Origin of the sequence: Bradyrhizobium sp., assembly GCF_049519115.1 — a bacterium.
In the GTDB taxonomy this organism is placed as follows: Bacteria; Pseudomonadota; Alphaproteobacteria; order Rhizobiales; family Xanthobacteraceae; genus Bradyrhizobium.
The window spans coordinates 13,528-25,784 of the sequence record NZ_JBEKRB010000039.1; the positions used below are offsets into that span (position 1 = coordinate 13,528).

Annotated in this window: 13 protein-coding genes; 7 read left to right on the forward strand and 6 right to left on the reverse strand. The window is 62.1% G+C overall.

From position 1 onward, the window contains the following. The first annotated feature begins 5 nt into the window (after positions 1 to 5). Positions 6 to 1,265: an adenylate/guanylate cyclase domain-containing protein gene (locus ABSE61_RS25485; RefSeq protein ID WP_423873912.1), complete on the forward strand. Its 1,260-nt coding sequence runs from the start codon at positions 6 to 8 to the stop codon at positions 1,263 to 1,265. Here the strand turns inward: ABSE61_RS25485 and ABSE61_RS25490 are convergent. Next, a complete protein-coding gene (locus tag ABSE61_RS25490) occupies positions 1,262 to 2,500 on the reverse strand; it encodes an MFS transporter (protein WP_423873913.1) in 1,239 nt (412 codons plus the stop codon). The genes ABSE61_RS25485 and ABSE61_RS25490 overlap by 4 nt on opposite strands. A 153-nt stretch (positions 2,501 to 2,653) precedes the next feature. Here ABSE61_RS25490 and ABSE61_RS25495 point away from each other — a divergent pair, with 153 nt between their 5' ends. Further along, complete coding sequence (locus tag ABSE61_RS25495) at positions 2,654 to 4,057, forward strand: Nramp family divalent metal transporter (RefSeq protein ID WP_423873914.1); 1,404 nt, start codon at positions 2,654 to 2,656, stop codon at positions 4,055 to 4,057. Between the two features lie 17 nt (positions 4,058 to 4,074). Here ABSE61_RS25495 and ABSE61_RS25500 read toward each other — a convergent pair whose 3' ends face one another. Next, positions 4,075 to 4,539 (reverse strand): hypothetical protein, encoded by a 465-nt coding sequence (locus ABSE61_RS25500; RefSeq protein WP_423873915.1) that lies wholly within the window; start codon positions 4,537 to 4,539, stop codon positions 4,075 to 4,077. A gap of 115 nt (positions 4,540 to 4,654) precedes the next feature. Here ABSE61_RS25500 and ABSE61_RS25505 point away from each other — a divergent pair, with 115 nt between their 5' ends. Continuing rightward, entirely contained in the window at positions 4,655 to 5,128 is a 474-nt protein-coding gene (locus ABSE61_RS25505; RefSeq protein WP_423873916.1) for a RidA family protein, read from the forward strand. 23 nt (positions 5,129 to 5,151) lie between these two features. Here ABSE61_RS25505 and ABSE61_RS25510 read toward each other — a convergent pair whose 3' ends face one another. From ABSE61_RS25510 to gcvA, 3 genes are all read right to left on the reverse strand, one after another. Next, positions 5,152 to 5,928, reverse strand: a complete 777-nt coding sequence (locus ABSE61_RS25510; protein WP_423873917.1) for an arginyltransferase — start codon at positions 5,926 to 5,928, stop codon at positions 5,152 to 5,154. A gap of 150 nt (positions 5,929 to 6,078) precedes the next feature. Next, positions 6,079 to 6,627 (reverse strand): RDD family protein, encoded by a 549-nt coding sequence (locus tag ABSE61_RS25515; protein WP_423873918.1) that lies wholly within the window; start codon positions 6,625 to 6,627, stop codon positions 6,079 to 6,081. Between the two features lie 106 nt (positions 6,628 to 6,733). After that, positions 6,734 to 7,705 (reverse strand): transcriptional regulator GcvA, encoded by a 972-nt coding sequence (gene gcvA / locus ABSE61_RS25520; RefSeq protein ID WP_423873919.1) that lies wholly within the window; start codon positions 7,703 to 7,705, stop codon positions 6,734 to 6,736. Between the two features lie 169 nt (positions 7,706 to 7,874). On the opposite strand from gcvA, the gene ABSE61_RS25525 reads away from it, so the two are divergent. Further along, entirely contained in the window at positions 7,875 to 9,080 is a 1,206-nt protein-coding gene (locus ABSE61_RS25525; protein WP_423873920.1) for an MFS transporter, read from the forward strand. Here the strand turns inward: ABSE61_RS25525 and hemB are convergent. Next, a complete protein-coding gene (gene hemB, locus ABSE61_RS25530; RefSeq protein ID WP_423873921.1) occupies positions 9,077 to 10,138 on the reverse strand; it encodes a porphobilinogen synthase in 1,062 nt (353 codons plus the stop codon). The two genes, ABSE61_RS25525 and hemB, sit on opposite strands and share 4 nt — an antisense overlap. Before the next feature lie 361 nt (positions 10,139 to 10,499). Between hemB and ABSE61_RS25535 the strand changes: the two genes are divergently transcribed. The 3 genes from ABSE61_RS25535 to ABSE61_RS25545 all read left to right on the forward strand — a co-directional run bounded on the left by ABSE61_RS25535 (position 10,500) and on the right by ABSE61_RS25545 (position 12,235). Continuing rightward, complete coding sequence (locus tag ABSE61_RS25535) at positions 10,500 to 10,955, forward strand: DUF6163 family protein (protein WP_423873922.1); 456 nt, start codon at positions 10,500 to 10,502, stop codon at positions 10,953 to 10,955. Between the two features lie 332 nt (positions 10,956 to 11,287). Continuing rightward, positions 11,288 to 11,803, forward strand: a complete 516-nt coding sequence (ldtR, locus tag ABSE61_RS25540; protein WP_423873923.1) for a transcriptional regulator LdtR — start codon at positions 11,288 to 11,290, stop codon at positions 11,801 to 11,803. Between the two features lie 207 nt (positions 11,804 to 12,010). Then, the gene (locus ABSE61_RS25545; RefSeq protein ID WP_423873924.1) at positions 12,011 to 12,235 is read left to right on the forward strand and encodes a hypothetical protein; all 225 of its coding nucleotides are present in this window, start codon (positions 12,011 to 12,013) and stop codon (positions 12,233 to 12,235) included. Positions 12,236 to 12,257: the final 22 nt, after the last annotated feature.

Below are 12,257 nucleotides of genomic sequence, written 5' to 3' on the forward strand. Positions count from 1 at the left end.
CCGACATGGAACTAACGACCCGGATGGACTTGACGAACTGGCTGACGAGCCAGGGCCTCACAGGCTTGTCCGAGAACGACCTCGTCCGTGGCTTCTGCGAGCGCTGTCGCGCCGCGGGCCTCGATCTGTCGCGCAGCCTTATTTTCATCGACACGCTGCACCCGATCTTCGAAGGGCGCGGATTCCGCTGGAACGATTCGGAGACCAACGAAGCCGATTCCTTCGAATATGGACCGACCGATCAAGGCGACGCAGCCCAGAATTGGCGCCGCTCGGTCTTCTTTCACATGCTTGAGCACGGCCACGATGAGATGCTGATCGATTTGGCCGATCACCCGAAGCTTGGTTTTACGATGCTTCCCGAACTGGCCGAAAAAGGCCATCGGCATATGGTCGGCTTCGTCCATCGTTTCGGGGAGGCCGGCGCGCTCGGGCAGATGGACTGTTTCTATTCCTACTGGCTGACCCGGCGCGTGGAGGGATTCAACGACCGTGAACTGGCGGCGCTGCGCGACCTGGTGCCGGTGCTGGGGCTGGTCATCAAGTCGGCGCAGCAGGTCGACATCGTGCGGACGCTAGGGCGGGTCTATCTTGGACGCGATGCTTCCGAGCGGGTCTTGCATGGGAAAATTTCGCGTGGCGTTACCGAGCAGATCAACGCCGTGTTGTGGTTTTCCGATCTGCGCGGGTCGACCTCGATCACCGAAAGCATTTCGCCCGACGAGATCATCCCGTTTCTCAATGATTACGCGCAGGCCGCCATCGATGCCATTCACGATTCCGGCGGCGATGTGCTGAAACTGATCGGCGACGGCGTGCTTGCGATGTTCACCGGTGAAAACCTCAGCCACGCCAAACGCGCGGCGCTGCGGGCCGAGCATCGCTTTCGCCTCAACATGATCGCACTCAACGCCAGCCGCGGCGCCGAGGGAAGGGCGGTTACCTCGGCCTATGTCGGCCTGCATGTCGGCGAGGTATTTTACGGCAATATCGGCCATGACGACCGGCTGGACTTCACTGTCGTGGGACCGACGGTGAACGAAGTCAGCCGCATCGCCTCGATGTGCCGCTCGGTCGATCGTGAACTCTTGGTTTCGGCAGCCTTTCGCGACGGCCTTGACGCGGCAGGACAGCACTACCTCGTCTCCACCGGCCGCTTTGCGCTGCGCGGCATCGGGCGGGCGCAGGATCTCTATACGCTCGAGCCGGCGATTGCGAGGGATCAGGCTTTGGCCGAACGCTACGAGCGTTACCTGAAGAATTAGGCGCACTCTCCGACCATGTCCGGCTGCCGCGCCAGCGTGACTGCCGGCGACATCAGGATGACCAGCGCTTGCGCTGCGAAGATCGCCACAGCGAGATAGAGGCATGCCTCCGCGCCGTACAGACCACCGACGATGGCGCCCAACGCAGAGCCGAGCGGACGGGCGCCGTAGCTCAGGATGTTGATGGCCGACACCCGGCCTAGCAGGCTCGGCGGTGTCACCGATTGCCGCAATGTGGTGGTGGAGATGACCCAGAGGATTGGGCCAACGCCGAGTAGAAAGAAGCCCAGGCCGGCGAGAGGTGCTGCTGGAATGAGCGTGGTCAGCGCCAGGACGGCGGAGGCTATGAGGCCGGTGACCGGGCCAAGTCCAATCACGGTGCCGAACGTTATCAGGCGCATCACCCGCGCGGCCAGCAGCGCGCCGACCACCATGCCGACGCCGTACATCGCGAGCGTGATGCCGACGCCGCTGGCCGACAAAGCGAGATGCCGCACCGCATAGGGGACGAAGACGGCAAGTATCAGGAACGAGCCCGTGTTGAAAATGAACTGCGTGACAAAGACCGGCCGCAGCAGCGGATGCTGCGTCACGAAGGCCGCGCCCTCCTTGATCTCATGCAGCGGATGCCGCCGGGGCGCTGGCGTGCGCTGTGGCTCGTAAAGGCCCGACAGCAACACGACCGCGATCACGGATAGTGCTACCGCAAAGGCAAAAGCGGGCGCAGCACCGAGCCATCCCACCAGAAAGCCGCCCAGCGCCGGCCCGCCGGCAAAAGCGATGGTGCGGGCGAGTTCGATTCTGGTGTTGGCCGCGGGCAATTGTTGCGGCGACACCAGAGAGGGCACCAGCGCAGGCGCCGCGACACTGTAAACCACTGTTCCGCACACCGCGACGAAGCCGGCGAGAGCAAGCAGCGGCAGCGTCAATTGATGGAGCCCGATCAGAAGCAGGATGGCGAGCAGCGCCACGGCCCGCAACGCTTCGGCGCCCGCCATCAGGTGACGCCGCGAGATGCGGTCGGCGAGGAGCCCGGCGGGAATCGCCATCAGCACGAACGGCAGCGTCAGCGCGGTCTGCAACATCCCGGTCTCGCCTTCGCCGACGCCAAGCAACAGCACCGCGACAATGGGGCTGGCGGCGAGCGCGACCTGTTCGGCCGATTGCGCGGCGAGGTTGGACCAGGCGAGGCGGTTGAACGTGGAAGGCAGGCGCGTGGTGTTGAGGGCGGACATAGGCAAATTTCCCGGAAGGAGTGATTTGTCCCCAATCTCGGCGTGCAGGGCCGACAAACCCACCCGTTTCCGGATCGGCTTGGGGAACCCGCACGAGTCAGATGCAGTTGCAAATGAGTTGCAATAAAGATTGATATCGGCCATCGTGTTGAAATGGATGCTCGGTCCCCCGATTTGGCCCCGGATTCGCTCGCAAAGCCCGCCTCTGACGTTCCCTTGGGCATTGCCTCGGGCGGTGGCGGTTGGCGCCGCGAGCGCAGCACGCCGTCGTTGGCGGACATGTTCGCTTCCGTGGGAACCGCCCGCAAAGGTCCGTTCTGGCGCAAGCTTCTCTCGTTCCTTGGCCCCGGCTATCTCGTCGCCGTGGGCTACATGGACCCCGGCAACTGGGCGACCTCGCTCGCCGGCGGTTCGAAGTTCGGTTACGCGCTGCTGTCTGTGGCGCTGCTGTCGAACGCGATGGCGATCGTGTTGCAGTCGCTCTGTACGCGGCTTGGCGTGGGTGCGGGGCGCGATCTCGCGCAAGCCTGCCGCGATTCATTCCCGCGCTGGATATCAATACCGCTGTGGCTGTCGGCGGAACTGGCGATCACGGCGACCGATCTGGCCGAAGTCATCGGGACTGCGATCGGCCTCAATTTGCTGTTTCACATTCCGATCTCCATCGGCGTCATTTTGACGGCGGCGGACGTGTTCCTGATCCTGGCACTGCAAGCCTTCGGCTTTCGCTGGATCGAGGCGTTCGTCGTCACCATGCTGGGCGTGATCGCGGCCTGTTTTGCGATCCAGATCGCGCTCGCCGATCCGGATTGGGGCGCGGTGCTTCGCGGCTTCTTGCCGACATCGGACATTATCGCCAACCGCGAGATGCTTTATCTGGCGCTCGGCATTCTCGGCGCCACCGTCATGCCGCATAATCTTTACCTGCACTCCGGGCTGGTTCAGACCCGCTTCATCGGCGAGAGCGGCCAGGACAAGCGCGAGGCGATCAAGCTTGCCACCATCGATTCCACGATCGCGCTATGTCTCGCTTTGACCATCAATGCCTCGATCCTGATCCTGGCGGCGGCGACATTTCATCGTACAGGCCAAACCGACGTCGCCGAGCTCGATCAGGCGCACGCTTTTCTCGCGCCATTGCTCGGCTCGACGCTGGCGCCGACGCTGTTTGCGATTGCGCTCTTATGCTGCGGATTGAATTCGACCATCACCGCGACCCTGTCGGGCCAGATCGTGATGGAAGGCTTTTTGAACTGGCGGATCGCGCCGTGGCTGCGGCGTCTGGTGACGCGGATGATCGCGATCGTACCGGCGGTGGTGGTGACGCTTCTGGCCGGCGAAAAGGCCACCGGCCGTTTGCTGATCCTGAGTCAGGTCGTGCTCAGCCTGCAATTGCCGTTGGCGGTGGTGCCGCTCGTGATGTTTACCTCGAGCCGCCGCAAGATGGGCGCCTTCGTTGCGCCGCGCTGGCTGAGCGGATTGGCGATCGTGACGGCGGCCGTGATTATCGCGCTCAACGCCAAGCTGGTCTGGGATTTCTGGGCTGGTGGGCTTTAGGCACCCCTCCGCCCGACTTAGGCCCAGGCAAAATCGCCAACCGTGACGGGCCCGTCATCGTCGTCTTTACGGCCGCCGGTCAGCCGTTGCCTGCTCTTGGTGCCACGCTCGCGCCGATTCCGGAAATCGACCCGCTGCATCGCGGTCATCAGGTTGCCGGCCAACCTTGCGATACGCGCGCTCGCCTGCTTGATGACGAACAGGATCGTCGCGGCGCGGCTCAGAATTCCAAGCAGGAATACCACCGCGAAGATGTCGATATATGCCAGCAGATCGCCCACGAGCATTAGTTCCGGCGGAATGGGAATTCGGTGGTAGTAAGCCAGGATGAGAATGGCGAGGGAGAGAAATGCAAAAATCCGCTTCCACGTCAGCCGGTCGTGCAGCGCTGCCGACAGTTGCACGACAAAGACTTCCCAGAGGAAGTCGCCGAACAGCGCCGGCTTATCGATGGTCCATTTCTTCCAAAGCGCTTTCCACATCGTTTCCGCCTGCATTTGCTTGCGCGGGATCACAGCATACCATGCCCTGGTGGAGTGGATTTGACATTCGCTATCGCCCACCTGCGCAGCTTGAACAAAAACACGGAGATGTGACTTGAAAACGACGATGCTGTTGATTGTCGCGTTGCTGTGGGCTTTGCCCGTCGCCGCCGAGCCGTTGCCGCTTTCGCCGTCGGGCGTCAAGACGCTCTCGCCCGAGGGCGCAATCAAACCGACCGGGCCCTGGAGCTTGGGGACGCGCGCGGGCGACTACATCTACATCGCCGGCATGCGCGGCATCGATCCGAAAACCGACCTGCAGGTCCAGGGCGACGAGCCGCGCATCCGTCAGGCCTTCGCCAACATGAAGCTGATCGCCGAATCCGAGGGCGCGACCTTGCGTGACGCGACGCGCCTCGTCGTCTACGTGAGCGACATGTATCGCTTCCGTCCGATCGTGAACAAAATCCAGGAAGAGTTTTGGGGCAAGGGGCCATATCCGCCGCGCACCATCATCGAAGTGCAACGGCTCAATGGCGACGATATCTGCGAGGTCGAGGGGACGTTCTACGCGCCCGTGAAAAAGTAAGCGGCTTTGAGGCTACTGCTGTCTCAGTCCTGCGGCTCGGTCAGCGTTTCGCCTGAGGCATCGATGCGGATCCAGCCGGAAGGCGCGAGCCGCTGCTGCGGCAGGAAACGGCCCTTGTAGTCCATCTTCTTCGAGCCCTCGATCCAGTAGCCGAGATAGACGTAAGGCAACCCCTGTCTTCGCGCCCGGTTGATGTGGTCGAGGATCATGAAGGTGCCGAGTGAACGGTTTTCCTCGGACGGTTCGAAAAAGGAATAGACCATCGACAGCCCGTCGGAGAGCACGTCGGTCAGCGCCACAGCGATGAGTTCGTTGCCGCGTCCGTTGATGGCGGTATCGACGCCGCGGCGGCGGTATTCGATGATGCGGGTTTCGACGTGGCTGTCTTCCACCATCATGGCGTAGTCCAGCACGGTCATGTCGGCCATGCCGCCATGCCGGTGCCGCTGGTCCAGATAGGCGCGGAAGATCGAATATTGCTCGGAAGTCGGTACCGCGCTGCGTTGCTCGCCGACAATGTCGGCGTTGCGGGCCATGATCTTGCGGAAATTGCGCGAGGGCCGGAATTCGTTGGCGACGACGCGGACGGAAACGCAGGCGCGGCACTGGTCGCAGGCCGGACGATAGGCAATCGACTGGCTGCGCCGGAAGCCGCCATGGGTCAGCAGGTCGTTGAGGTCGCCGGCCTTGTCCCCTACCAGATGCGTGAACACCTTGCGCTCGTGCCGCCCCGGCAAATAGGGGCAGGGCGAGGGCGCCGTCAGGTAGAATTGCGGGGTATCACGCGAATGCTGGGTCACGGGATGTCGTCGGTCCTAAAAGCGAGGCATACGAGAACCGACGCAGCATCGCGCCGCCAAGCCTAACGGTCAATTGGTTTGCAAACCGTTTGCCTGCGCGATCTGTGTCGGCGGATTTCCGCCATGACGATCAAATTTCAGGAGGCAGGATCAAAAAGTCCGCGCCGGCTGGCCGATCGGGCTGCGCACCGAGGTGTTGATGATCACGGTTCCCAGCACAATATCGTGCAAAAGACGGCGCCGACCGTTGAAAAGCCCGACCAGCACCACCAGCGGCGAGAGAAACGATATGGACACCCAGAACAGCACGGCGTGCATGGCACCCAGCACGAAATAACCGGGGGCGCCGTAAAAGGTCCGCAGCTCCAGATCCATCACCCGCATGCCCAGCGTGGCGGAATGGGCGCCGCCCAGCGATGCGCCGTAATACACGATGGCCCAGATCACCGAGGCGGGCCACGCCAGCCAGAACAGCACCCAGCCGAGCCCGAGCGTCAGCAGCCCGAACACCGCGATAAAGACGTAGCCCAAGACGACCGGTACCGAAAGCACCACCAGGTCGATCAGGAACGCGAATACCCGCCGCGTCAGCACGCCGCGAAACAATTCCGGTTCGAGGTCCGGGTCGAACGCCTGCGGCGGAACTCCGCCGTCATTACGCCAGCTGCCGCCGGTATTTCCAGAACCGCTATACGACATGATCCGTCCTCCCGGGGAAGTCGGACAGGACATGGGAACCGGCGAGGCGGTTGCAAGCCCCTTCTTGGGTAACTACACGGCAATATTTGTGGCCGCCTGCGAATGATTATCGTTCGCCACGCTTTGGCTGTTTATGCCGGGCGTCTGTCCCCTGACGTTGTGTTTTGCCGCCCGTTATTGGCTCCTTGGCGGCGGCAAGGATCCAGCTTCGGAAGGCCTTGATCGCGGGATCGCGGCGGCGATCCTCGGCGATGACGAGTTGATAGTCGTCATCTCGCAATTCGGGGCCCGCGAGCGGGCACACGAGACGGCCTGCCGCGATATCAGCCTCGATCAAGGGGAGCGATCCCAAGGCGACGCCGAGGCCATCCACGGCCGCCTGAAGCTGAAGATAGGTATGGTCGAGTTCAAGGTGCCGCACCGGCACGAGGCCTGGGGCACCCGCCGCCGAAAACCATTTCGCCCAGGCCGATCGCGTCGTCGTGGAGTGCAGCAGGGTATGCCGCCGCAAATCGTGCGCAGTCTCGATCGGGCGGTCGCGCAGAATCCGCGGGGAGCACACCGGAAGCCGCAGGTCCGGCATCAAGGTCTCGCACGCAATGCCTGCCCCGTGCTCGACGCCCGAACGTATGCCGATGTCGAAAGCGGTTCCGACGTAGCGAAGTTTGCGCGAGGTCGTGGAGATTTTGACCTCGACGTTCGAAAAGGATTCCTGGAATTCCGAGAGGCGGGGCAGCAGCCAGCGAAGCGCGATGCTCGGCAACACGTTGACGCGCACCACGCCGGAGACCCGGCGGGCCGGGTCAGGCCCTCTCAATCGGCCCGTCGCCGAGGTCAGACGCGAGAGCGCAGAGGTGACATCCGTCAGGAGGTCCGCACCCTGGTCCGTCAGCGCGACGCCGCGCGTGCGCCGCTCGAACAGGGGCACGCCGAGCCAGTCTTCCAAAAGCCTGATCTGCTTGCCGATCGCCCAATGCGTGACGTGCAGATCCTTTGCCGCTTCCGCAAAGCTGCCGCGCCGGGCGGCGGCCTCAAAGGCCCGGATCGCATTCAGGGGTAATTCGGGTTCGCTCGCCAAAGGATGACTTTCCGAGAGTGAGTTTCCAAGTGTACTTTCCGAGGGTGACTTTTTCTCCCATTCAAGGAGAAAATAGCTCAGTTGAAGAGTCCTCGCCAGAGGACTAAGCCAGCTTGCAGATATTCGAAAGCTAATAGCCCAAGGCCCTGCCTTGGGAGGAATTCTCCCCATGACGACGTTAAGTGCGAACACGAGAAACGCAGAGGCGCAAGGAATCCCGTCGCGCACACGGACGCTGTGGACCGCCTGCGCCGCGCATGCCCTGCACGACGGCTACACCGACCTGATCTATCTCCTGCTGCCAATATGGCAGGCCGAGTTCGCGATCGGCTACGGCGCGCTGGCGTTTCTGCGTGGACTGGCGGCTGCTTCCATGGCGGGACTGCAAGTGCCGATGGGCCGCGTCGCGGAACACATCGGCGGGCGCACGACGCTGGCACTCGGCACCGCACTGGCGGCCATCGGTTATGTGATCGCAGGCTATTCGGCGGGCCTCATCGGCCTATGTGTTGCGCTGGTCGTGGTGGGATGCGGGCTCAGCACACAGCATCCGATCGCATCGGCCGCGGTCTCGCGCGCCTATCAGGGCGATGCACGCGGTCCTCTCGGCACCTACAATTTTGCCGGCGATATCGGCAAGGCCGCGATTCCGAGCGGCGCCTCGTTGTTGCTGGTATTGATGTCGTGGCATCACATGCTTTGGGCGATCGCCGCACTTGGTGTCGTTGTTGCCGTCGCGGTTGCGATATTCCTGCCGGCGAGCCTGCGGCCGATACACTCCGAAGCGAAGGCTGAACGCCATGCCTCCGGTGGGTGCGGCGGATTTGCGCTGCTGCTGATCGTCGGGATGCTCGATTCCAGCGTCCGCATGGGATTTCTGACCTTCCTGCCGTTCTTGCTTCAGGAGCAGGGCGCGTCGCTCTCGACGATCGGCCAGGCGCTCGCGCTGGTGTTTATCGGTGGCGCGGCCGGCAAATTTGCCTGCGGCTGGTTGGGGGCACGATTAGGCGTGCTCGCCACGGTACTTGTGACCGAGGCGGGCACGGCGGTTGCCATCCTGGCGGTTCTGGTGCTGCCGCTTGCGGGGATATTGGTGCTGTTGCCCGTCGTCGGGCTGCTGCTGAACGGCACGTCCTCGGTGCTCTACGGCACCGTGCCGGAAGTGGCGCCGGCCGGCCGCACCGAAAAGGCGTTCGCGATTTTCTACACCGGCACAATCGGTGCCAGCGCGACCGCGCCTATCCTGTTCGGCATATTGGGCGATGCCGTAGGCGCACATGCCGCGATCATCGCGACCGCGATAACGGCCGCGGTCATCCTGCCGCTCGCCATTGCATTGGCGCCAAGGCTTCCGACCACTGAGTTGGCGAGCTAGCCGCCCTTCTTTAGCCGTTCCGCCGCCTGCGGCGCAAAATAGGTGAGAATGCCGTCGGCACCGGCGCGCTTGAACGCGGTGAGGCTTTCCATCATCGTCCGCTCGCCGTCGAGCCAGCCATTGCCGATCGCGGCCATCAGCATCGCGTATTCGCCGGACACCTGATAGACGAAGGTCGGCATGCCGAAGGTGTCTTTGACCCGGCGCAGGATGTCGAGATAGGGCATGCCTGGCTTGACCATCACCATGTCCGCGCCTTCGGCGATATCGAGTTCGACCTCGCGCAGCGCCTCGTTCGAATTGCAACTGTCCATCTGGTAGGTGCGCTTGTCGCCGCTGAGCGTTTTCGCCGAACCCACGGCGTCACGGAACGGACCGTAGAAGGCGGAGGCATATTTCGCCGCATAGGACATGATCTGCACGTCGAGGAATCCGGCCGCATCCAGCCCTTCGCGAATGGCGCCGACCCGGCCGTCCATCATGTCCGACGGCGCGATGATGTCGCATCCGGCTTCCGCCTGCACCAGCGCCTGCCGCACCAATACCGCGACCGTGGCGTCGTTGAGGATCTTGCCGTCCTCCAAGAGCCCGTCATGGCCATGGCTGGTATAGGGATCGAGCGCGACATCGCAAAGCACGCCGAGGCCCGGGAATTCCTTCTTGATCGCGCGCACCGACTGGCAGACGAGATTGTCGGCATTGACCGCTTCCGAACCATGCTCGTCGCGCAGGCTCGGATCGGTGTAGGGAAACAAAGCGATGCAGGGGATGTCGAGTTTGACCGCGCGTTCGGCCTCGCGCACTGCCTGATCGACGCTGAGCCGCTCGACGCCCGGCATCGAGGCGACCGCGGTGCGTTTGTTGTGGCCGTCCGAGACGAATAGCGGCCAGATCAGATCGTCGGTCGTCAGCACGTTTTCGCGCACCATGCGGCGCGCCCATTCCGCCTTGCGGTTGCGGCGGGGGCGGATGGCGAGATCAAGGCTCGGTGCGGAGAGGGTGTCCTCCCGGCGCGGCGTATCGCGCATTTCGATCGGACGCCCAAATTTGATCGCCATTTGATGTTGTCTCCCGGGACGGCTGGCTATTGATTGCGAGCGACCCTAGCACTTTGCCCCGCTTCCGTCACCGCGGGCTCTTCGCACACCCGATTGATTTTGCCGTGCCGACGGGCCATGACTAGTGCGGCGAATTTGAAGTTCCTATCATTTTCGCGGCAATCTCATCATAGGAACTTCAAATTCATGGCCGCCCCAGAATCAATAAGTTACTAGAACTCCTTGGATTCCGAAGTTCGCATCAGAGGTTGCCGCGATATCATGCGAACTTCGGAATCGGAGCTCTAGCCCCCGAAAACAGCAATCCCTGATAATTCGTCTCAAATCCCACGTCTCAAGACCGGCCGGCAACATATAACCGATGTCAGATTCGCGCGATTCCTCCCGAGACCATGCGATATCGGTCGAAGCGATATCGTCGGAGCGCATCGATTCCGGGGACAATGTCTGGACGCGCCGGCTGGTGCTGTTCCTGCGCATCATGGCGGTCGTCTCCGTCGCCAAAGGCCTTTATCACTGGGCGCAGGTCACGGGTTTCGTCGGCGGCGAAGAGGAAGCCTTCGAGAACCAGTCGCTCGCATGGCAGGCCTCAACGGTCTATTTCGCCGTGATTGAGCTCGTCGCCGCGGTCGGGCTTTGGCTCGCGACGCCCTGGGGCGCGGTGGTTTGGTTGATCACCGTCGTCTCGATGACGGTGATCGAACTGATGTTTCCGGCGATCTATGGCGGCAGCCTTGCGGTCGTCGTCGCTGAAGCCGTGATGCTGGCCGCTTATCTGGCGCTGGCGTGGATGGCCGCGCGGGAACGGCCGCCATAGTTGCTGAAATCTTTGGAAATCGCGGTAACCATTCGGTCACCCTGCGGTCTGTTTGCCACACCGGTTACGCAAGCGTTTCAGCTTTCTTCGCCGCTGTTTCCATATGTGACAGCGTACCCAGACGAAGCGTGAACAGGGCAGGCGCAGCGTGAACGAAAGGTTGCGAAAAGCCCTTATATTGCAGGCTTAATCCGCGATTCACTGTCTTAAATTCATGATCTCTTTATTCTCTTATTTAAGCTGATCTTCAAACGCGCCCCTTAAGTTGTCGCTATCAGGCGGGACAAAAGTTTCGTCGAATAAGTCGATAAAACGACAACAGGGGAAGTGTCATGATGAAAGCCGTTGCAACGGCGGCGGAAGCCGTCGAGCGCGCGCCGGGGCAAACTCCGGTTCAGCCGCTCTATCTCGAAGCTCTGACGTTGGTGGAGCGGCTGCACCGCCGCCTGCTCGATGTCATCAAGGATGAATTCGATCGTCGCGGCCGTGCCGATATCAATTCGGTGCAGGCGTTGTTGCTCTATAACATCGGCGACAAGGAGTTGACTGCGGGCGAACTGCGCACGCGCGGCTACTATCTCGGCTCCAACGTCTCCTACAATCTGAAGAAGCTGGTCGAACTCGGCTTCCTCGATCATCAGCGTTCGCGCGTCGATCGCCGTTCGGTCCGCATCCGCCTCACCGCACAGGGCCAGGAAATCCGCCGCATCGTCGATACGCTCTATCAGAAGCACGTCAAGACCGTGGAGCAGGTCGGCGGCATCTCGAACGAGGAGTTCGCGACGCTGAACAAGTCGCTGCATCGCCTCGAGCGGTTCTGGACCGACCAGATCCTCTACCGTCTCTGAACCCGCTTTAGCTCTGTTTGGGCCAAGCCGGCCGCGACAAGAAGACCGGCAGCCTTTAACCGACTGAAAGAGACTTCCCCTACGACGCACCGGTTCGGAATTTTCCGAAGCCGGTGCGTTTTGTCTTTTGCACCTGCAAAATGACAAGGCCCCAGATGGAACTTTTGCGGTCCGCCGTACTTAACGACCTGACATCGGAGAATAGCGATGCTGGTCGAGCGTGGACTACGGGTCATGAATGTCGGAGTGGTCAGCGACGCCTACGCGATCGCGGCCAACTATTTGTGCCGGACCGGCGCCATCTCCGACACGTTCGCGACCGACGAAAGGCTGCTTGCGGTCATCATCAGGCTGTTCGAACGCGGTGAATACAACAAGATCAGGCTTGCCAACAAGGCGATCGCTCAATTCGAGGCGCTGGAAATCGCCTGACGGATCAATCTGGAAGTTTGGA